The following is a 20758-nucleotide window of genomic DNA, read 5'->3' on the forward strand; positions in this document are numbered from 1 at the left end:
GCGGCGACCGCGAGGTCGATCGGGCGCTGCGGGGGTCGCGCGCTACAGGGGGTTGGGCTTGGCGAGCAGCGCGTCGATCTGCCGGATGAAGGCGTCGAGGCCGACGCCCGCCTCCTGCCGCCCGAGGAACACGTTCTGCACGTTCTCGGCGAAGTACGTCTGGAAGTCCGAGCCGGATCCGGTGAAGTACGCGACCGGGTCGTACTCGATCTGCGCGGCCGCGTCCGCGTAGTGCGCCTGCGGCAGGAGCTCCGCGTACTCGGGGCTGTCCACGATGGGCTTGTACGCCGGGATGTGCCCGGCGCCCGCCCACTGCAGCGAGTTCTTCAGCAGGTCGGCGACGAACGCGTACGTCTTCTCGCGCTTGACGGGATCCGGCGAGCTCTGGTGCGGCAGCACGAACGCGTGCGAGTCGGCGAACGTCGCGGGCGTCCCGAACAGGTTCGGGATGGGCATCGCGTCGAAGGGCACCTTCGCCTTCTGGAAGGTGGGGAGCTCCCACACGCCCGTGACGATGGCGCCGCTCTTGGCGCCCGCGAACTCGGCGATGGCGGTGCCCGCGTCGCCGCTCGGGGTGGCGATCGTGCCGTCGAGCAGGGTCTGGATGTACTCGAGCGACGCGACGGCCTTGTCGCGGTCGTAGACGACCTCGCCGCCCGTCGGCAGCTCCATGTCGCCGCCCATCTGCTTGTAGAACGTGTAGAAGAGGCGCCACATCTGGGCGCCGTCGCCGAGGTACCCGTAGCTGAGGGCGTGCTCGCCCGTGACGGCCTGCATCGCCCGCATGACCTCGAGGAACCGGTCGGGCGACGTGATCTCCTCGAGCTGGCCGTCGCCGCCCAGCACGCCCGCCTGGGCCGCGACGTCCGTGTTGTACATGAGGATGAACGGGTGGCTGTCGAGGGCGATGGAGTACAGCTTCCCGTCGACGACGCCCTTGTCCCAGACGCGCGGCTCGAAGTCGGCCTGGGTGACGCCGAGCTCGGCGAGCCTGTCGGTGTCCCACGGATCGAGCAGGCCGCCGGGCGCGAAGCCGGGCACGCGGGCCGCGTGCATGATGGCGACGTCAGGGGCGCGCCCGCCGACCGACGCCATGGCGAGCTTCGTGTAGTACGGCTGGCCCCAGGCGAGGACGGTGGCGGTGACGTCGAATCCGTCGCCGGAGTCGTTCGCCTCCTTCACCATCTCCGTCATCCGGATGCCGTCGCCGCCGGATAGCAGGTGCCAGTACTTCAGGTCGACGATGCCGCCGGCCGACGCCACCTGGGGCGCGCAGCCGGAGAGACCGCCGACCAGGAACGCGCCGCCCAGGGCCGCCGCTCCGCCCATGAGGATCTGACGCCTCGACCACGCCGAGGGACGTCCCCCGGCCTTTCCCGTAACAGGATCCATTGACCACTCCTTTGTGATGCGACGATCTTTACATCGTTGTAATGCGAAGCGCAACGTTTCCCCCGGGCCGATCCGTCGGAGGTTCGCCGTCGGGTCAGGCGTGGTCAGGCGGTAGGGCGCGTGCTGCCGCGGACGACGATGCGGTGCGGGATCACGAGCTGCACGGGCGGGCCGTCGCGCTCCTCGATCCGGCGCACCAGCTGGCCGACGGCCGCCTCCGCGTAGGCGCGGATGTCGAAGTGCACGGTGGTGAGGGTGGGGATCGAGAAGCGCGACTGGTCGACGTCGTCGAAGCCCGCGACCTGGATGTCCTCGGGGACGCGCACCCCGTGGTCGGCGAGCGCGCGCAGGGCGCCGAACGCGAGGCCGTCGGTGAAGCAGAACAGGGCGTCCGGCACGGGGTTGCCGTCGGCCAGCCAGGCCTCGACGGCCTCGGCCCCTGATGCGCTGTTCCAGCCCGTGCGGTCGATCTCGACGGGCACCTCGCCCGCCTCCTCCATCGCGCGCCGGTAGCCGATGCGGCGGAGGTCGCCCGCCGCGGACTCCTCGCGCGTGGCCGTGCCGAGCGCCGCGATGCGCCGGGCGCCCGTGCCGAGGAGGTGGCGGGTCATGTCGTACGCCGCCCGGACGCTGTCGACGAGCACCCGGTCGACGATCTCCTGCTCGACCTCGCCGATCACCACGACGGGCGGCAGCGACTCGGCGCGGGCGATGGCGCTCCGCGACAGCAGGACGGGGTTCAGGATCAGGCCGTCGACCAGGTGCTCGCGCGCCCGGGACATGAGGTCGCGCTCGCGGTCGGGCCGGGAGCCCGTCTCCTCCATCTGGATGCTGTAGCCGGCCTCGTGCGCCACCTCCACCAGGTGGTGCGCGAGCTCCGCGGAGTACGCGGTGCCGAGGTCGGGCAGGGCGACCGCGATGACGCCCGTGCGCCCGTTGCGGAGGCCGCGCGCGGAGAGGTTCGGCACATAGTCGAGATCGGCGACCGCCCGCTCGACGCGCTCGCGCGTGGCGGGGCTCACGGCGACGCGGCCGGTGATCACGTTCGACACCGTCTTCGGGGAGACCCCGGCGCGCGCGGCGACGTCCTTCACTGTCGCGCGCATGGTCCTCCCCTTGTCCGACCGTCGGCGTCGTCTGCCGCACGCGGTGCCATGCGAATCTAATGCACACGCATTCCCCCGCCCGCGGAGGCGACGCCCGGGAGCGCCCGGCATACTGCACGGATGATCTCCACCGCGCATGCCACGACCCTGCTGGAGCTCGGCCTCGAGTGGAGCCCCGAGCCCGGCGACCGGTTCCGGATCCGCGGCCAGGGCTTCGAGTCCGACGTCTTCACGATCAGCGAGCTCACGATCGAGGCGCACGAGCACGCGACCGGCACCGTGCTCGGCTTCAACGGCACGACCGAGTGGGCGCTCGACTCGGTCGCGCTCGAGGACAGCCTGTGGCTGCCGCGCGAGGACCAGCTCCGGGCGCTGCTCGGCGGGGCGTTCCGGTCGCTGCGGCGCGAGATCGGCGGCGCGGAGGACGGTGCGCACGTGGTGCTCGTCGTGATCGACGGCCAGGAGGTCGAGCACCGCGACCTCGAGGCCGAGGAGGCCTACGCGAAGGCGCTCATCGCCGTGATGGAGGCCGTGTCCGGGACGCCGCCCGCCGCCTGACGCGGGGTCGCCGCCGGGCTCAGGCCCGCGCGCGCCGACGGACGACGAGGGCCGAGATCGCGCGCCAGCCGAGCATCAGCACCGCCAGGATGATCGCGGTCGTGATGACGAACGGCACCAGCACGCCCTCGCCGCTGAGCGCGCGGAGCACCATGCCGACCACGAGCGTCACACCCCACACCAGGAGGCCGGTGGGCACGACGCGCGAGGGGCTGCGCCAGGCACGGGCGACGATCCAGCCGACGAGCCCGCCCGCGAGGAACGGCCACGCGGTGCCGAGCACGCCCGACGGCGCGAGGTCCTCGCCATGGCTCGCCCGCCCGATGAGGACGAAGACGACGATGAGCGCGGCGTCGAGGACGACGGCGCGGACGATCTCGGGACGGGCGGCGCGGCGGGCGGTTCGGGGAGTCACCCCGCGATCCTAGGCGTCGCGCGCTGGGCGCTCGGCGAGCCCGTCGTCGGACACCGCGCTCGGGAGCGTGAGGAACCCGTCGGCGACGAGCGCGCGGATCCGCGGCAGCAGCTCGGCGCGCAGGGCGTCGGCGTCCACCGCGGTGAGCTGCGCGACGGCGTCGACGATGGCGCCCACCGCGAGCTCCCCGTCGCATGCCCCGACCAGCGCCGCGAGCCCGGTGTCGAGCGGCACCTCGCGGCCGAAGCCCGCGCCCTGGCGGAGCGTCATGACCGTGGGATCCTCGGCGCCCGGCCAGTAGTGCCGCTCCTCCGTGACGTCGCCGGCCACCACGAGCGCGAGCCCGGCGAGCGCGCGGTCATCGACGGCGGCGAGTGCATCGTGCGCGGCGAGGGAGGCCTGGAGGTGGTCGCCGAGGCCCGTCGGGTTGTGGCCGAGGCCGCCGTGCAGCCGTTCGAGGCGGCGGAGCGTCGGCGTCCCCGAGGTCGGCCGGCGGAGGGTGAGGTAGCCGAAGCCGACCGCGTCCACCCCGCGCGCGGCGAAGTCGTCGAGCCAGGCGTCCATCAGCGCCTCCGACTCGGGGGTGCCTGCTCGGGTGCCGCCGTCGCGGATCCACGTCTCGGCGTACAGCGCCGCGTCCTGCACCTCGCGCTCCACGACCCAGGCGTCGAGGCCGGATATGGCGCGCGCCGCCGCCCGGTCCAGCCAGCCCGCGACGCGCTCGAGGCCGGGCTCCCCGGCGCGGTGCTCCCAGTTGCCGAGGAGCTGCGCGAGGCCGCCGGGCGTCAGGTGGTCGGCGAGGTCGGCGACGACGCCCTCGACGAGCGCGTCGCCCACGAGCCCCGCGTCGCGGTACTCGTAGGCCGGAACGCCCTCCGCGCGCGGCGTGATCACGAAGGGCGGGTTGGAGACGATGTGGTCGAACCGCTCCCCCGCGACCGGCTCGAACAGGCTGCCGAGCCGCAGCTCGATGGTCGTGATCCCGTTGAGCGCCGCGTTCAGCGCCGCGAACGCGAGGGCGCGCGCGGAGATGTCCGTCGCGACGACCCGGTCGGCGTGCCGGGACGCGTGCAGCGCCTGGATCCCGCAGCCGGTGCCGAGGTCGAGGGCGCTGGCGACGGGCATGGAGATCATGAGGCCGCTGAGGGTGGCGGACGCGCCGCCGACGCCGAGCACGTGGTCCTCGTCGAGGGCGCCGCCGGTGGCGAGCTCGCCCAGGTCGGACGCGATCCACCACTCGCCGACGCCGTGCGCGTCGATGAAGCCGTACGGGCGGAGGTCGACGGCCGGGCGCACGCGCACGCAGTCGACCTCGACGAGGCCGAGGCGTGCGGCACCCTCGAGGCCCAGCGTCGGCAGGGCTGCACCGAGGTCGTCGGCGTCGACCGGGTCGCCCAGCACGAACAGGGCCGCGAGCACGGCGGCTGCCGGGAGGCCGTCGGCGGTGCGCGCGGCCTCGACGGCGCGACGGGCCGGGATCCGGTTCCCGCGGTGCAGCGCCTGCCCGGCCGCGTCGCCCCAGACGTCGAGCGCCGACGCCAGCGTGAAGGGCGCCGCCTCGAGGTCGGCGCGAAGCGCCCGCACCTCCGGGGTCGCGATGGTCACGGGCGGGATCGCGGGGCGGGGCACCGGTCGATCTTAACCGGCGAGGCGCCGGCCGCCGGGCGGGTGCCCGGCGACCGGCGCCGTGGATGAGGGAAGAGGGGTCAGCGGCTCGTGACGGCGAGCTGCGGCGAGGACGGAGCCGGCCCGCCCGCGGCCTGCAGACCGACATGGACGGTCTGACCCGCGGACAGCGCACCTGCCCAGTCGGCGCCCGTGCACGTCACGGTGCCGGAGGCGACGATGCAGCGCATGCCCCAGCTGTTCCCCACGGAGGTCGTGCCCGGGCTCGCCCACGACACGGTCCACCCGGCGACCGCGGACTTCGCGGTGACGTCGAGGTCGGCCACGTAGCCGGACGACCAGGATCCGCCGGGCTGCCACGTGGCCGTCACGGCGCCCGACGTGGAGGGCGCGGGCTGCGGCTGCGGCTGCGGCGCGGGCGTGGATCCGGACGACGAGCCGGAGCCCGACGACGACCCGGAGCCCGACGACGAGCCCGACCCGGAGCCGGATCCCCCGGTGGCCGGGTGCAGGATCGGCGCCATCGCGTCGAGCTTCGCCTGCTCGGGCGTGACCCAGTCGCTCATCACGAGCCCGCCGGTGTCACCGCTGTCGGGGTTGAACGACCAGAACGACGAGCTGATGCCGGTGGTCTGGAGGTACGACACGAGCGTCGAGAGCCACTGCTTGTCGCTGGTGGTCTCCAGCTTCGTGCCGAACTCGCCGAGCAGCACCGGGGCGATGCTCTTCTTCGCGAGGTAGCCCCAGTGGGCGTCCCACACGCCGGGCAGGTTGTTCGGGTAGTCCGGCGAGCTGAACCACGACTGCGCGTAGATGCTCGCGGGGTAGCCGTGCGGCGAGTACACGACGCGGTTCGGCACGCTCAGCTCGACGGGCTTGTCGCCCGCGGCGCCGAGGGCCCCGCCCCACCACGTGCCGGATCCGTCGGGCTGCTTGTCGGTGCCCTCGACGATGACGAGCAGCTTCGGGTTGACCGACAACACCGCGTCGCCGCCGCGCTCGGCGGCGAGCCGCCAATCGGTGGCCGTGTCGCCCGTGCCCCAGGAAGCCTGGCCGTGCGGCTCGTTGTGCAGGTCGACGCCGATGACCGTGGGGTCGTCCTTGTAGCGGTCCGCGAGCATCTTCCAGTCGGAGATCCACTGGGACTCGGGGAGGTCGTTCGTGTACCACAGCTCGGACTGGCCGTCGGTCGTCGGGCGGTGCTGGTCGAGGAACACGTTCAGGCCGTTGGCCTTCGCAGAGGCGATGGCACGGTCCATGAGCTGCAGCGGGGTGATGCCCTTCAGATCCGGATTGGCGGTGGTCCCCCAGTCCGCGACGCTCGACGCCCGGAGGCAGCTGTTCGCGAACGGCATGCGCACCGTCGTGAAGCCATGTCGTGGAGGTGCTTCATGCCGCTGTCGAGGGTGATCTTGTCGAGCCCGTGGAGCACGCAGCCCGACGACTCGAGTCCGAACCATGCGGCTCCGCGGATCGTGTACGTGGAACCGGTGGAGTCGACGATCCTCCCGCCGTCCGTGTGGAGCCATCCGGACGCGGTGGATGCGGTCGACGCCGCGGCGGGATGCGCCGAGGCGGAGCCCGGGTCAGCTGCGGAGGCCGAGGCAGCTGACGCTCCCGCCGTCGCGAGCGCGACCGGGAGGAGCAGTCCGAGCCGTGCGGAGGTGAGGCCTCTTCGTGTCTTCATGCGGGAAGGCTAGGACCGCCGCGCGCGCCGCGCGCGCATCCCTCACACCCCGTGAGGGATGCGCCCACGAGCGCTGCCGGGAAAAGCAAAAACCCCGCCGGAGCGGGGTTCTTGTGGACCTAAGGAGATTCGAACTCCTGACCTCCTCGATGCGAACGAGGCGCGCTACCAACTGCGCCATAGGCCCTGACAACTCCACGAGACTACCACGTCGCGCGGAGCCCTTCGAACCGCCGAGGCGGCCGTGGATCCGAGAGGCCGACCGTCCGACGCCGGCCCGCCGATGGACGGACCGGCGAGCTAGCCGACCGCCCTGCGGCGGCCCTCCGATGGACGGACCGGCGCGCTAGCCGACCGCCCTGCGGCGGCGCAGCACCTCGTCGAGGTCGCCCATGCCGGGCTCGGCGTCGTCGACGATGCCCATGCGCGAGAAGCGGCTGACGGGAGCCGTGCGCGCGGCGGGGGCGGCAGGAGCGGCGGATGCGGCGGGCGCCTCCGCCTCCTCCTCGGCGGACAGGCGCGCGACCTCGGGCTCGAGGTGCGCGCGGCGCAGCGTCGCCTCGGACTCGGCGGCGGCGCGGCGCATCTCCTCGACGGGCGAGAGCGGCGTGCGGGGCGCACTGCCGGCACCGGGACGCGGCCCGGGTGCCTGCGAGCGGGAGAGGTAGAGCGGCTTGGGCACGGGAACGGGGGTCCAGGACTCGCCTTCCTCGCGCTCCGCGACGGGCTCGGCGGGCTGCGCGGCCTGCTCGAGGAAGTCGGTGAACCCGGTGCGCGGCTTCGGGCGGGCCTCCGGCGCCTGGAGGCGGCGCGCGGCGGCGACCTGCGACATGCGCTGCAGGAAGGCGAGCGACGCGAACGTGGCGAGCGAGGAGATCACGAGCAGCGTCCACGCGCCGGCACCGGCGACCTGCGCGATCCCGGCGATCACGCCGACGAGGGCGAGGGCGAGGATCGCGGTGGCGGCGAGCCGGCTGCGACGGAGGCGCGTGGCGGCGGAGGGCGACGTTGCGGACACGGGGGCCACTTTCGGTAGGGCGCGCTCGGCGGCGGCGTCTCGCGCACGCGCGGCGGCTTCGGCTTCTTCTGCGGCCCGGCGGAGGGCGCGCTGTTGCTCGACGACGCTGCGGGCGTTGGTCTCGGCGCGCACCGCGTCGGGGACCTCGGCCGTCTCGGCCAGGATTCGCAGGGTCTGCTGGAGGCGCACCGCGTTGCGCTCGGTCGCCATGTACTGGCGCCGGTGCAGCCACGTGGGCAGGAGGTAGGCGAGCCAGAGCACCGCGGAGAGCGCGATGATGATGCCGCCGGATTGCATGTCCCGAGGCTAGGAGGTCCGGCGGGCCCGACGCGGGAAGCGCGCCGCGTGTCCACTGCGGGACCGGCGCATCCGCAGGTGGGTGGTCAGATCCGGCGCTGCACGGCGAGCGGCACGGCGGCCGCCTGCACGTCCGCGTCGGGGACGCGCGACCACTCGGGATCGACGCCGCCCTCCTTCCAGCGCGCGAGCACGCTGGTGGAGAGCTCCTCGACGACGAGGCCGAAGCAGAAGTGGTCGCGCCAGTCGCCGTTGATGTGGATGTAGCGGCGGCGCAGCCCCTCGTACCGGAAGCCGAGCTTCTGCACGACACGGAGGCTGGGCGCGTTCTCGGGCCGGATGCAGATCTCCATCCGGTGCAGCCCGAGCGCGGTGAAGCAGTAGTCGGTGGCGAGCGCGACGGCCGTGGGCGTGACGTTCCGTCCCGCGAACTCCTGGCCGACCCAGTAGCCGATGGTCGCGCTCGAGAGAGAGCCGTAGGCGATGGAGGACACGTTGAGCTGCCCGGCGAACTCGTCGTCGTAGTCGATGACGAGCGGCACCCCGAGGCCGGCGCGCGCGTTGGCCTGCAGCGACCTGATGCTCGCGCGCGTGTCGAACGCCATCGGCGCGTAGGGGCTCGTGGCCTCCCACTTGCGGAGCCAGGAGCGGTTGTCGAGGAGCGAGCGCTCGAGGGCCCGGGAGTCGCGGAGCCGGATGGGCCGGACGGAGATGCGCCCGTCCCGCATGGTGGGTACGGTCTGCGGCACGTCCATGAGCCTAGGCCTCCGCAGGAGCGCCGGTGCGACCGGACCGCGCGGCGCCGTCTCCGATCAGCGCTCGAGCGTCTTGACGAACTCGGGCAGCCACTCACGCAGGCCCTCGCCGAGGTCCTCGTGGTCGACGCCGAGCTGGACGATGGCCTTCAGGTAGTCGAGCCGGTCACCCGTGTCGTAGCGGCGGCCGCGGAAGACGACGCCGTACACGCCGCCCGTCCACTCGGGCGCGGCGGCCATCTTCTCGAGCGCATCCGTCAGCTGGATCTCGCCGCCCTTGCCGGGCTCCGTCTTGTGCAGCACGTCGAAGACCTCGGGGCGCAGCACGTAGCGGCCGATGATCGCGAGGTTGGAGGGCGCGGTGCCTGCGGCGGGCTTCTCGACCATGCCGGTGATGCGCACGACGTCGTCGTCGTCGGTCTCCTCGACCGTGGCGACGCCGTAGAGGTGCGTCTGCGAGGGATCCACCTCGAGGAGCGCGACGACGGAGCAGCCGCGCTGGAGCTGGACCTCGATCATGCGGGACAGGAGCACGTCGCGCTTGTCGATGATGTCGTCGCCGAGGAGCACGGCGAACGGCTCGCGGCCCACGTGCATCTCGGCGCGGAGCACCGCGTGGCCGAGGCCCTTGGGGTCGCCCTGGCGGACGTAGTGCATGTCGGCGAGGTCCGTGGACTCGTTGACCTTGCGGAGCTTCGCGTCGTCGCCCTTGAGCTGGAGGGTGGCCTCGAGCTCGGCGTTGCGGTCGAAGTGGTTCTCGAGGGCGGTCTTGTTGCGGCCCGTGATCATGAGGACGTCGTGCAGTCCGGCGCCCACGGCCTCCTCCACCACGTACTGGATGGCCGGGCGGTCCACGACCGGCAGCATCTCCTTCGGCATCGCCTTCGTCGCGGGAAGGAATCGCGTTCCGAGTCCCGCGGCGGGGATGACAGCCTTCGTGATGTGGGTGACCATGCGATCGAGCGTACCGGGCGGATCTCCCTAGACTCGACCCATGCCGAGCGAAGTCGGGAACGAGAAGAGGGCCCTGCGCGCCCAGCTGCGGGAGCGTCGTCGGCAGATGACCTCGACGGAGCGCGACGAGGCGGCGCACGGGCTGACCAGCCGCCTGACGGAGCTCGTGGCGAACCACGACGCGAGCCGGGTGGCCTGCTACCTCTCCACGGTCGACGAGCCCACCACGCGGCCCTTCCTCCAGTGGCTGCATGCGAACGACCGGCAGGTGCTCCTGCCGGTGTCGCGCAACGACGGCCTGCTCGACTGGGTCGTGAGCGACGGCACCGAGACCGAGGGCCTGTTCGGCCTGCCGGAGCCGGTGGGCGAGCTGCTCGGGCCGATCGCCATCAACGACGTCGACCTCATCGTCGTGCCCGCCGCCGCGGTCGACCAGGGCGGGATGCGCATGGGCTGGGGCCGCGGCTACTTCGACAAGACCCTCGGATCCATGGAGGCCTGCCCCCCGGTCTACGCTGTGGTGTTCGACGCCGAGTTCGTCGACGAGCTCCCGCGGGAGAAGCACGACATGCCGGTCGACGGCATCGTGACCCCGACCCTCATCCACTCCTTCTAGGGACCCATGCCCACGTACTCCTACCGCTGCACGGTGTGCGGCAACGCCTTCGACATCGTCCAGGCGTTCACCGACGACTCCCTCACCGAGTGCCCCGTCTGCGGCGGCAAGCTCCGCAAGCTGTTCGCCGCCGTGGGCGTGAGCTTCACCGGAAGCGGCTTCTACCGCAACGACTCGCGCACCGAGGACGCGGCTAAGCGGTCGCGGTCGCCGTCAGGGTCGTCGTCGGCGAAGTCGGGCGACTCGTCGTCGTCTTCGTCCTCCGACTCCTCATCGTCTTCGTCCAGCGGCTCGTCGGACTCGTCGGGCTCCTCCGGCTCCGGCACCGTGGGCCAGGGCTCCGGTACCGTGACCCCCAGCACCCCCTCCGGTCCCGCGTCCTCGGGCTCCGGCTCGTCCTCGCCGTCCACCTGATCGGGCGGCCCGCCAGACAGGAGCACCCGTGAAGGGCTTCAAGGAATTCATCCTCCGCGGCAACGTCATCGACCTCGCGGTCGCGGTCGTCATCGGCGCCGCGTTCACCGCGATCGTGACGGCCATCGTCACGTCCGTCTTCAACCCTGTGATCGGGGCGCTGTTCGATGCGGAGGATCTCGCGACGGCGCTGCCCGTCACGATCCCCACGGTGTCGGGCGGAGAGAACACCATCTACTTCGGCGCCGTCGTCGCCGCGATCATCAACTTCCTGATCGTCGCCGCGGTCGTCTACTTCGCGCTCGTGCTGCCGGTGAACCACCTCAAGAAGGTCGCGTTCGCGAAGCAGAAGGCCGCGGAGGAGGCGACGCCGAAGGACGTGCCGCCCACCGAGACGGAGCTGCTGATCGAGATCCGCGACCTGCTGGCCGGGCGGCCGTCGCCCGAGGGCTCGCACACGGTGCCGTCGTCGACCGGCCAGCACGTGGCCGAGCCCGGCACGCCGGCCTAGCGCGCCCTCCGCACGACCCGACCGCCTCCGGCGTCGACCCGTCAGCCCCAGTGGGGCGGGCGGTCGAGCCGGAGGCGGTCGTCGTTCGCGTCCGAGGCGGCGGGCGCGTCGCCCCAGCCCTGCGGGGCGTCCTCGGCGGCGGGCACCGCAGGCGCGCGGGCGGCGGCCTGCGGCGTGGGGTCGGATCCGGGTACCGGCGGCGTCGACGCCCGCCGCGACCGGCGGGTCGGGCGACGCTCCCCCGCGGCGTCGGCCGCAGGCGCGGCGTCGGCCGCGGGTTCGGCGTCCGACGCGTCGCGCTCCGGCATCAGTCCGCCCGGTGCGCGCCGGCCTGGACCTGCACGGGCGCGGTGACCGGGTGCGCGTCGGAGATCGCGCCGAGTGCGGTGGCGATGCGGCGGGCCACGGCGTCCGGATCCGCGAAGAGCTCGAAGGAGTGCACACGGAGGTAGTGCCAGCCGAGGCGCTTGAGCATCTCGGGCCGGAGCCGCAGCGACTCGCGGAGGCTCGTCTGGTTGACCACCGGATCCGTCTCGATCGCGATGGCCCGACCGCCGTACGACGCGACGAGCCCGAGCTTGTCGCGGTGCCCGAGGGCGGGCGCGAGGCCGAGGCCCTCGAGGCGGCGGGCGAGGTCGACGAGCATGGCGTCACCGTCGTCCGGGATCGGGTCCTCCTTGAAGCGGGCCTCCGCCTCCGAGAGGATCTGGGCGAGCGCGACGATGCCGTGCTTCATCCGGTCCTGGTCGATGTCCGAGGGCTGGAAGCAGGAGACGACCACCATCGAGCGTCGCGCGCGCGTCATGGCGACGGCGAGCAGGCGCTCCCCGCCGGGCGCCGCGAGGGCGCCGAAGTTCGACAGCACGCGGCCGTGCGGGGTTCGGCCGTAGCCGACCGAGAAGATCACGCGGTCGCGGCTCTGCGCCACGCACTGCTCCAGCGTCGCGACCATGAACGGCTCGGCGCGGTCGCCGATGAAGAACTCGGTGACGTCGCTGCGCTTGGCCGCCGCGTGGAGCACGGCCTGCTGCACGCGCACGGCGTGGCGGGCGCTCGCGGTGATGACCATGAGGGACTCGCGCGGGCGGTGGCTCGCGTGGTCGAGCACGAGCTCCACGACGCGGATCACCTCGGCGTCGACGCTCTCGACGGCGCCGGTGTCCTCGTCGGGCATGCCGTGTCCGTCGGCGACGAAGTCGAGCGACAGGCTGCCGTGGCCGAGGAACGTGCCCGCCCACGGGAGGGACTGGATCCGGCCGCCGTAGAAGCGGCGGTTGACGAGCTCGGCCAGGTCCTCGCCGCCCGCGCGGTAGCTGCGCGTGAGGGAGAGGGTGGGGAGCAGCTCGCCGAGGCGCGCGAGCGCGGAGTCGGCGTGGCGCTCCTCGAGCGTCGAGTCGTCGTCCGCGAGCTGCGGCGTGGAGCGTTCCGGCTGCGGGACGACCGCGATCGTGAAGGGCGACGGCGTCTGGGTGACGGGATCCCCGAACACCACGGTCTGCTTTCCGCGCCGGATGCCGCCGAGGGCCTCCGCGAGCGTCATGGCGCCGGCGTCCACGAGGAACACCGCGTCGAACGGCATCTCGTCTGTGATCGCCGGCACCTCGTAGGGCGATGCGAGCCAGACCGGCGCGATGGTGCGCGAGAGGTGGGGCGCGGAGTGGTGGAGGGCCGCGGCGTCGACGGAAGTGGATCCGCCGAGCAGCTGGCGCAGGTGGTGCGCCTCCTCGGGCCAGTCGACCACGCCGATCTTCCACGTCTCCGCGAGCTGCCAGGCGAGCAGGCCCGCGCTGGCGGTGGCGTGCGCCTCGTCGACGAGTCGGAAGTCGGACTCGAGGCGGTCGAGCACGCTCGTGTTCGCGTTGAGGAGCGCCTTGTCGCCCGCGAGCATCTGCTCCAGCACGGACTGCCACCACGCGAGCTCGAGCTCGGCGGCGACGGCCTCCTGCGGCACGTGCCGGTCGGAGAGGTCGCGGAGCAGCGGATCCAGGTCGAGACGACGAAGCTCCGCCAGCAGCGAGGTGCGCTCCTGCAGGTTCTGGAGCACCTCGCTGTCCTCGGCGAGCTGGGCCACCTTCTCGCGCAGCTCGTCCACGGGGAGCTTGCCGAGCGGGGTGGGACGGGTGAGCATGCTCAGCGGCTCGTCGAGCACCTTGAGGTCGGCGGCGACCTCCTGGTAGCGCACGTGCACGTCGGAGATGCCGCGCGGGACCTCGGGCGTGGAGCCGACCGCGACGTAGCGCTGCCACAGGATGCGCTGCTTCTGGATGGCCTTGAGGCTCTCGTGCATGTCGGAGATGTGGACGCCGGGGCGCACGTACTCGCGCGCGAGCTTGCGGAGGCGACGGCGCGTGATGCTCGTCATCTCGGGGGCGTCGCGGCGGGATCCGGTGGCCGCGATGATCTCGCTGAGCGACCGGTCGAACACGACGGGCTGGAACTTGTCGAGCGTCTCGCGCACGTCGAGGAGGAGGCGCAGGTACACGCCGAGCTCGTCGATTGACGTGTAGGCGCGCATCCGCGTCTGGCCGATGAGCTCGTCGGCGCGCTCGAGCAGCCGCGGCAGGCCGTCGGCGGAGAGCGACTTCGCGAGGTCGTGCGCGTGGGTCGCGGCGGCGCTCGTGGAGAACGTGGCGCCGTACCAGGGCGAGTCGCCCGGGCCGTAGCGGAACTCGCCGAGGCTCGCGGCCTTGACCAACGAGGCGGCGGCGCTCGCGCGGTCGTGCGCGATGGCGACCACCGCTTCGCGGGTCAGGCGCGCGGTCGTGGCCGGCGGATCCGGCAGCAGGGCCAGGCGCGACAGCTCGCCGAGCGCGTCGAGCACGGAGACGCCGAGGTCCCTGTCGGGGCGGCCGAGCGCGAAGCGGTAGTCGAGCAGCACGTGGCGGAGGCGCACGAGCGCGTCGTCGACCTCGGCGGTCTGCGCGGGCGCGGCCTTCTCATTTCGGACGATGGACTGCACGACGTCGCGCTTGAGCGACTTCGGCGCCACCGCGAGGCCGGGCAGGCCGACGTCGGCGAGGCGCTGGCCGATGCCCTTGAGCGAGGAGGCGCGGGGGCTCACGACGAGCACGCGCTTGTTCTGCGCGACCAGGCAGCCGATGGAGTTGACGATGGTCTGCGTGCCGCCGGTGCCGGGGAGCGTGGTCACCACGAGCGAGTTGCCCGCGTTGATCTGCGCGATGACGTACTCCTGCTCGGGATCCGCGTCGAGCAGCAGGGTGTCGGTGACGGGCGGGCGCTGGTCCTGCGGGATCGGGTCCACGGGCGCGTACGCCTCGCCGACGCCCCACTTCGCGGTGGGGTTGCCTGCGATGGCATCGATGACGAGGTGGTCGAGGTGCTCGGCGTCCTCGGCGAGCGCCCGGCCCACCTCGGCGAACGAGGAGACGACGAGGCGCGGCTGCACCGCGAACGCGGGCAGGTGCGAGGTGAGGCCGCGCAGGCGGTCGATGACCGGCTGCGGCTTGAAGGCGCCGTTCTGCACGGCGAGCGCGACGAACGAGTCGGCGTCGAGCGTGATCTGGAACTGCTCCTCGAGCGCCCGCGCGAGCGCCGGGTTGAGGAACGGCTGGCCCTTGAGGCGCACCTCGTAGTCGCTGCCGTGGCGGCGGATCGCGAGCGGGCGCAGGAGCACGGGCGCGCGGAACTGCTCGTCGGCGAAGCGCCACTCGGCGAGGCCGATGGCCAGGTGGATCGACTCGATGCCGCGGGCCGACACCAGCTCGATGCCCTTCTGCGTGATGCGGTTCGCGGCCTTGCGGGCGCTGCGGAGCGCGAGGTCGTCGCGGATGAGGGACGACAGCAGCGTCGTCTTGCCCGTGATGAACTGCGCGAGGCCGCCCGGGTGCGTGGTGCTCAGCTCGATGCGGGAGCCGGGCGCGTCCACGAAGTGCAGGAGAGGAGAGGTGCCGCCGATGCCGGCCAGCTGCTCGCGCCACTCGCGCCAGCGGGGCTCGGCCACGTTGCCGCTCCCGAGCTGCACGTCGCCGACCCGGAGGTCGTGGGGGCTGGTGCTGTTGTGGGAAGCATTCACGTGGGGGTCCTCTAGAGGCTCGGCGGCGAACCCGGAGAGCAGGTCGTCGTCGTCGTCGGATCGTTCATTGGCACGCCACACCCGGCAACAGTACGACGCGGCGGGTGGGGAAACCGGCAGGCGGGGCGGCGCGGGGCCGGATCTGCGGGGCCCGTCGGCGATCGTGTCCCGGCTCTTCGCCGGTCGGCGCCGCCACGTCCGCGCGGGCGGGCCTCCGCTACCATGGGCCGGTCAGCCTCTGTAGCTCAATGGAAGAGCAGTTCCGTCCTAAGGAAAGGGTTGGGGGTTCGAGTCCCTCCAGGGGCACCTCCGCTTCGCGATATCGACCCGCTATCATCGTGGCCATGAGCGATGCGTCCGTCGGCGAGGAGCTGCGGCGGCTGCGCCGTCTCGCCGCGCTATCGCAACGAGAGCTCGCCGCGCTCGCCGATGTGCCGCAGCCCAACATCGCCGCCTACGAGAGCGGACGCCGGCAGCCGTCGGCGGAGACGCTGGCACGCCTTCGTGCCGCGCTGGGGATCCCGTCGCTGGAGCGGGTCCGGGCATCTCGAGAGCGCATCCTCGAGGTCGCGGCTCGCTGCCGCGTGGACGACGTCCGCGTGTTCGGGTCCGTCGCACGCGGGGACGCCACCGCAGGGTCCGACGTCGATCTCCTCGTGCACCCGGCGCCGGGCGCGTCCATCTTCGACGTGGCGGGGTTCATGGCCGAGGTGACGGAGCTCCTCGGCGTCCACGTCGACGTGGTCTCCGATCGGGGCACGGGGGCGGTCATGGACCGCATCCGCACCGAGGCGGTCGCCCTCTGATGCTCGACGAGGAGCGGGTCCCGGCGCTGCTCGCCGACATCGCGCGCTTCGCAGCCTCCGCGCGTCGAGTGGTGGAACGCGGGCATGCCCGCTTCGCCGACCCCGACGACGACGAGCAGCGGCGGATCGCGTGCTCGCTGGTGCTGGATCTGTCCACCGCAGCCGCGCGGTTGCCGCTCTCCTTCCGCGAGGCGCATCCGGAGGTCAATTGGAACGGCATCCACGCGGTGCGGAACTTCATCGCGCACGACTACGCCGGGACCGATCAGGAGATCCTCTGGGAGGCGGTGGCGGTGGAGTTCCCGCGGGTGGCGCGGGCGCTGCTGGGGTGAGCGCTCCGCGCTATGCGCCGACCGCGTCGCCCGCGTGGACGCGGATCGCCTCGCGGATCGTGTCCGCGTGCGCGTAGATCTCGTCGAGCGATCCGATCGGGTGGCGCGTCTCGACCTTGTGCGCGTCGAAGAGCCCGAGGTACTTCTGCTTCTTGCCGTTGAAGTGCAGCCGGGCGATGGGCTTGCGGTTGTTGTCGTCGAGCAGGATCGCGAGATACGACTTCGCGTCGCGGTGGACCACGCGCTGCGGCTTCACCTCGCTGCAGGCGATGGCTTTGACGATCTGGTAGCCCTCGAGCGTCGCCACGATGGCTACAGTCCCGCCAAGGCCGTACCGTCAGAGCCTCAAAGCCTTCAAAAGTGGCCGTCGATTTGCCATCGGAACGAGGGCCAGCCCACATCCGCACGGGTTGCCGCACACACTATCTAGCCCCCATATGGGGGCCGCGACGATCGCGCATCGGCATTCTACCCAGGGGTTGACTTGCGTAGAGTGAGCCGTACGTACGCCCGAGCTGCGCTAACCAAAAAGACCTCTTTTGGAGCACACGAACTTAAGGTCAAGGACACTGCGTGCCTGATGTAGACAATCTAACGGAAACACTCCAGGCCGCCATTGAGAGGCTTGTCCGAGGAGGTTGGGATGAGCTCGAAAGCACCTTGATCTCACACGGCCAAGTCACTCCGGTACGTGGAACACGAGCAACCCTAAGGTGTCATTTCTTAAGGAGCGATCCAAACGGGCGAGCGCGACTTGACGCCTTGGCGCAGCAACTTGCAGACATGCTTATTCATTACTGCATCCCCCGCCGTAAAATAATTGCTATTCGACAACTCGACGACGACAAACGAGACGCGGCAACCAGTCGCCTAGCCCGCGACGCATCAAAACTATTTACGCAAACGCAGATGAAAACTGGCGAGGGTGCGGAGCTGCTTCTCTATGCGATGCTAGAAAAACTCCTTGGCATTCCACAGGTCCTGAGCAAAATGTCACTTAAAACTAGCACCGAAATGCAGATCCATGGCGCCGATGGTGTTCACGCAAAACTGGAAGATAATGGAGATCTTGCCCTGTACTGGGGTGAGGCCAAAATGTATGAGTCAGTTTCGGCTGCAATGGCAGATTGTCTCGACAGCTTGTCTCCGTACTTAATCGGCAACGCCCATGAACAAGATGTCTTTCTCTTGAAACACTATGCCGATGCAGGCACGGAGGACATCACCATTAAGCTTTTAGAATACTTTGATAATGCCTCCATGCTCTCAGCGCAAGTGGAAATGCGAGGAGCGTGCTTGATTGGATTCTCCCACGCCGACTATCCCGCCCTACCCCGTGACCTAGAGCAACTGCAGGAAGGGCTCGATACCGCACTGAAATCGTGGCGCAGGTCAATGAAGACCAGGTTGACCAATCGATCACTGGAAAACTACACCATAGAACTATTCTTTGTTCCCGTCCCGTCGGCTCAAGATTTCCGCGATGCCATAAAGAATGAGCTCGGCATACCGTTAATTGTGGCCCCTGCTGACGTAGATGGAACTTCAGCCACGGGAGGCGCCACACCATGAGCTTAAGCGACAAGGTACTCGCCATACCCGCGTTCAGGAGCCTCCTTGCTTCTATTGCGGTGGACACAGCGCGGAAAGAACTTCAGCTCGATGAAACGTCCGCCCCGGGAGCCGAGATAAACTGGAATTTTGCTTTATCTTGCGCAAGCGCATTAACGGCACAAGACGACGAAGGTGCGCAAGAAAGCGTTCTCCGGGTCGCTCAGGGAATATTGTCCTCAACACAAACAACGGAAACACAAAAAGTAGCGGCCATGCTCATGCTGGAACGAGTAGGTAATCGACCAGCAATGCGCTTGGCCCAAAACCGGAACCTTGCAACGGCGATATCGTACCCAGCAATTACAGGCGATCTCGCTATAGATTCGCTTCAACGGCGCAATGAACTTACAATAGTTTCCGCAGATGGTGAGACGACTTCTGTTAATCCCTTCCAGCGTGATTTCTGGCAACTAGTAAATGAATACCGGTGGATTAGCGTTTCTGCCCCGACGTCAGCCGGCAAGTCATTTATAGTCAAGGAGTGGATACGTAATTTAATATCGTCAGGCGGTCCTAAGGTCGTCGTTTATCTCGCGCCGACAAGGGCTCTGGTAGAAGAAGTCGGCGCAAATATGCGCCGAACGTTCCCCGACAGCGTCGGTATCTACACTCTTCCTTGGGACGGTGACGATGAATCCGTAGTTATATGCGTTTATGTCCTCACCCAAGAGAGGCTACATGCGTTACAACAGCGCATACCCTCATTCGTATGCGAAACCATCTTTATCGACGAGGCCCAAAAGATCTCAGAAGGCTCCCGAGGAATTCTGTTGTCACAAGTCGTAGATGAGTCCGTGAGGCGTCAGCCTGACGTCAAGCTCATATTTGCCAGCCCATTGTCGGAGAATCCAGAGATCCTGATCAGCGGAGCGCCCGGGGATGATACCGCCGCATCACTGCTTGGAGAAACCGTCACGGTGACGCAAAGCCTTGTTTACGTTCGACAAGTGCACCGCGCTCCTAGGGATTACAATCTAACGTTAGCGTATCGCGGCGAAGAGCTATATTTGGGACAAATTTCTTTGTCCCACAATCCCAGTACCCCAGGTGGGAAGGTCGCCCTAATAACCGTCGCCTTGGGCGGTACGCGTGGCGGTAATGTTATATACGCAAACGGGGCCGCGGAGGCGGAAAAGTACGCCCGCCAGATCTACGAGGAATTAGGGCCAGATGCAGACAGCGTCAACGCGGAGATCCAAGAGCTGATCGATTTTTCCAACGGAGTCGTGCACGACAAGTACTTATTATCCGTTGTCGTCACTCGCGGCGTCGCCTTCCATTATGGCGACATGCCCCTTGTCCTGAAGGCACGCGTCGAGGAAGCCTTCAAGTCCGGTGCCATTCAATACCTTGTGTGCACGTCTACACTGCTCGAAGGAGTCAACCTTCCGTGTCGAAACATCTTCATGCGCGGTCCCCGAAAGGGAATCACAAAAATGGCCGCAGGTGACTTCTGGAATCTCGCAGGTAGAGCAGGGCGGTGGGGTCAAGAGTTTCAGGGAAACATTGTGTGTATCGACGTTCACGACTCGGCTCTTTGGGAGCAAAAGCCAGCAAAGCGGACCCGATCGCGAATAACTCCCTCGATTCACAAGGCCCTCAACTCGGGTATTGGTTTCACAGATTACATTAGCGCCCAAAGAGCGGACAGGCAGAGGTTAAGTGACCCAACGTTGGAAGCTGCCTTTAGCTGGACGGCGGGGCGTGTTCTTGATGGCGCACCGCTAAACGACGCATACGGCATTCACTTGAACGCCGAAGACGCTCGGCGCATTGAGAGTGCTATCAGTACAGCCGTAGTAGACTTGTCAATTCCGTTAAGTTTGGTTAGAGGGCACGCGGGCATTAGTCCGAACTCCATACAACGACTTTACGACGCAACTATTGCTCATGGAGATCCGGCAGGGCTTGCCTTGGTGTCACCTTTGAGCGATGATGCCTTTGAAGAGTATTACGCCGCACTTTCGTACGTGGCGTTATTCTTAGGTGGCTCTTTTGAATCAGAGTCTCGTCGCCGCTCCCTTTCGAGACTTATCGTCCACTGGATGCGTGGCGTTCCCCTTTCTGTCATTATTGATAATCGCGCGAAATGGCAACGAAGCCGGGGGGCTGAGGTCATCTACCCAAAGTTGATCCGTAGCGTGATGGAACAGGTTGAAGATATCGCCCGATTCGAAGCACCGAAATTCTTGGCTTGCTATTCCGACGTTGTAAATCTGGCAAGCGTAAGTCTCGGTCAAGCGGAAGGAATGGAGCCGTTGGATGTTCAGCTCATGCTCGAGCTGGGCGTACCGAGAAAAACTGATATGTCGTTCATTGCGATTGGACTTTCGCGAGCCACCACACGTTCGTTGGCGGATGTCATCCCTGACGAATCTTGGACTCCTGCGGAATGCCAACATTGGTTAATGAGCGTGGATGTTGAACTACTAGACATTCCGACATTTGCCCTTTCCGAAATCAAGCGCAATCAAAGATTGGGCATCGAGCGCGCCGACTGACTTTTGACAGGCAGATGGTCAAGGATGCATGAGCAATACGCACTTCGGGAAGTGCGCTTTTAGCATGAACCCTTCTTATGCGTAGGGAGAAGCTCTGATTTATTGCTCGCACGATCCTTGCTG

18 protein-coding genes, 2 tRNA genes and 2 pseudogenes are annotated in these 20758 nt (G+C 68.8%); 9 read left to right on the forward strand and 13 right to left on the reverse strand.

Annotation, left to right across the window (positions count from 1 at the left end; all coding sequences use genetic code 11):
* Positions 1-42 precede the first annotated feature (42 nt).
* Positions 43-1392 (reverse strand): extracellular solute-binding protein, encoded by a 1350-nt coding sequence (locus K0V08_RS08040; RefSeq protein WP_012039127.1) that lies wholly within the window; start codon positions 1390-1392, stop codon positions 43-45.
* A 104-nt stretch (positions 1393-1496) separates the two neighbouring features.
* Positions 1497-2498 (reverse strand): LacI family DNA-binding transcriptional regulator, encoded by a 1002-nt coding sequence (locus K0V08_RS08045; protein ID WP_012039128.1) that lies wholly within the window; start codon positions 2496-2498, stop codon positions 1497-1499.
* 120 nt (positions 2499-2618) lie between these two features.
* Here K0V08_RS08045 and K0V08_RS08050 point away from each other — a divergent pair, with 120 nt between their 5' ends.
* Positions 2619-3056, forward strand: a complete 438-nt coding sequence (locus K0V08_RS08050; protein ID WP_012039129.1) for a hypothetical protein — start codon at positions 2619-2621, stop codon at positions 3054-3056.
* Positions 3057-3075: 19 nt separating this feature from the next.
* Here the strand turns inward: K0V08_RS08050 and K0V08_RS08055 are convergent, their stop codons facing one another.
* From K0V08_RS08055 to galU, 7 genes are all read right to left on the reverse strand, one after another.
* Positions 3076-3471, reverse strand: coding sequence for a DUF3054 domain-containing protein (locus K0V08_RS08055; protein ID WP_012039130.1), 396 nt, complete (start codon positions 3469-3471; stop codon positions 3076-3078).
* A gap of 9 nt (positions 3472-3480) precedes the next feature.
* Entirely contained in the window at positions 3481-5100 is a 1620-nt protein-coding gene (locus K0V08_RS08060; RefSeq protein WP_079534856.1) for a DUF7059 domain-containing protein, read from the reverse strand.
* Between the two features lie 77 nt (positions 5101-5177).
* Entirely contained in the window at positions 5178-6452 is a 1275-nt protein-coding gene (locus K0V08_RS08065; RefSeq protein WP_231689065.1) for a cellulase family glycosylhydrolase, read from the reverse strand.
* Positions 6453-6898: 446 nt separating this feature from the next.
* Positions 6899-6971: transfer RNA gene (locus K0V08_RS08070), tRNA-Ala, on the reverse strand.
* Positions 6972-7130: 159 nt separating this feature from the next.
* Positions 7131-8099: a hypothetical protein gene (locus tag K0V08_RS08075; protein WP_079534858.1), complete on the reverse strand. Its 969-nt coding sequence runs from the start codon at positions 8097-8099 to the stop codon at positions 7131-7133.
* Positions 8100-8185: 86 nt separating this feature from the next.
* Positions 8186-8854 (reverse strand): GNAT family N-acetyltransferase, encoded by a 669-nt coding sequence (locus tag K0V08_RS08080; protein WP_079534860.1) that lies wholly within the window; start codon positions 8852-8854, stop codon positions 8186-8188.
* Positions 8855-8911: 57 nt separating this feature from the next.
* Positions 8912-9808, reverse strand: coding sequence for a UTP--glucose-1-phosphate uridylyltransferase GalU (galU, locus tag K0V08_RS08085; RefSeq protein ID WP_012039135.1), 897 nt, complete (start codon positions 9806-9808; stop codon positions 8912-8914).
* A 40-nt stretch (positions 9809-9848) separates the two neighbouring features.
* On the opposite strand from galU, the gene K0V08_RS08090 reads away from it, so the two are divergent.
* Both K0V08_RS08090 and K0V08_RS16160 read left to right on the forward strand, forming a co-directional pair.
* On the forward strand, positions 9849-10424 hold the full coding sequence (locus K0V08_RS08090) for a 5-formyltetrahydrofolate cyclo-ligase (protein WP_043583310.1): 576 nt from the start codon (positions 9849-9851) through the stop codon (positions 10422-10424).
* Between the two features lie 6 nt (positions 10425-10430).
* Positions 10431-10523 (forward strand): annotated as a pseudogene (locus K0V08_RS16160) (FmdB family zinc ribbon protein); the annotation flags it as partial.
* A gap of 62 nt (positions 10524-10585) precedes the next feature.
* On the opposite strand, the gene K0V08_RS16165 reads toward K0V08_RS16160, so the two are convergent.
* Positions 10586-10834, reverse strand: a complete 249-nt coding sequence (locus K0V08_RS16165; protein WP_394336960.1) for a hypothetical protein — start codon at positions 10832-10834, stop codon at positions 10586-10588.
* Positions 10835-10866: 32 nt separating this feature from the next.
* Here K0V08_RS16165 and mscL point away from each other — a divergent pair, with 32 nt between their 5' ends.
* Positions 10867-11349, forward strand: a complete 483-nt coding sequence (mscL, locus tag K0V08_RS08100; RefSeq protein ID WP_079534864.1) for a large conductance mechanosensitive channel protein MscL — start codon at positions 10867-10869, stop codon at positions 11347-11349.
* A 41-nt stretch (positions 11350-11390) separates the two neighbouring features.
* Here mscL and K0V08_RS08105 read toward each other — a convergent pair whose 3' ends face one another.
* Both K0V08_RS08105 and K0V08_RS08110 read right to left on the reverse strand, forming a co-directional pair.
* Positions 11391-11657, reverse strand: coding sequence for a hypothetical protein (locus K0V08_RS08105; RefSeq protein WP_079534866.1), 267 nt, complete (start codon positions 11655-11657; stop codon positions 11391-11393).
* Positions 11657-15382 (reverse strand): DUF4011 domain-containing protein, encoded by a 3726-nt coding sequence (locus K0V08_RS08110; RefSeq protein WP_079534868.1) that lies wholly within the window; start codon positions 15380-15382, stop codon positions 11657-11659. The genes K0V08_RS08105 and K0V08_RS08110 overlap by 1 nt, the downstream gene beginning before the upstream one ends.
* A gap of 234 nt (positions 15383-15616) precedes the next feature.
* On the opposite strand from K0V08_RS08110, the gene K0V08_RS08115 reads away from it, so the two are divergent.
* The 3 genes from K0V08_RS08115 to K0V08_RS08125 all read left to right on the forward strand — a co-directional run bounded on the left by K0V08_RS08115 (position 15617) and on the right by K0V08_RS08125 (position 16520).
* A tRNA-Arg gene (locus K0V08_RS08115) sits at positions 15617-15688 on the forward strand.
* Between the two features lie 38 nt (positions 15689-15726).
* Positions 15727-16188, forward strand: a complete 462-nt coding sequence (locus K0V08_RS08120) for an XRE family transcriptional regulator (protein ID WP_012039140.1) — start codon at positions 15727-15729, stop codon at positions 16186-16188.
* A complete protein-coding gene (locus K0V08_RS08125) occupies positions 16188-16520 on the forward strand; it encodes a HepT-like ribonuclease domain-containing protein (RefSeq protein ID WP_079534870.1) in 333 nt (110 codons plus the stop codon). The genes K0V08_RS08120 and K0V08_RS08125 overlap by 1 nt, the downstream gene beginning before the upstream one ends.
* Positions 16521-16530: 10 nt before the next feature.
* Here the strand turns inward: K0V08_RS08125 and K0V08_RS08130 are convergent.
* Positions 16531-16818, reverse strand: a pseudogene (locus K0V08_RS08130) (restriction endonuclease); the annotation flags it as partial.
* Positions 16819-17093: 275 nt separating this feature from the next.
* Between K0V08_RS08130 and K0V08_RS08135 the strand changes: the two are divergent.
* Both K0V08_RS08135 and K0V08_RS08140 read left to right on the forward strand, forming a co-directional pair.
* Positions 17094-18092, forward strand: coding sequence for a HamA C-terminal domain-containing protein (locus tag K0V08_RS08135; protein WP_128516992.1), 999 nt, complete (start codon positions 17094-17096; stop codon positions 18090-18092).
* Positions 18089-20635 (forward strand): DEAD/DEAH box helicase, encoded by a 2547-nt coding sequence (locus K0V08_RS08140; protein WP_128516991.1) that lies wholly within the window; start codon positions 18089-18091, stop codon positions 20633-20635. The genes K0V08_RS08135 and K0V08_RS08140 overlap by 4 nt, the downstream gene beginning before the upstream one ends.
* Positions 20636-20758 lie beyond the last annotated feature (123 nt).

Origin of the sequence: Clavibacter michiganensis, assembly GCF_021216655.1 — a bacterium.
Taxonomy (GTDB): domain Bacteria; phylum Actinomycetota; class Actinomycetes; order Actinomycetales; family Microbacteriaceae; genus Clavibacter; species Clavibacter michiganensis.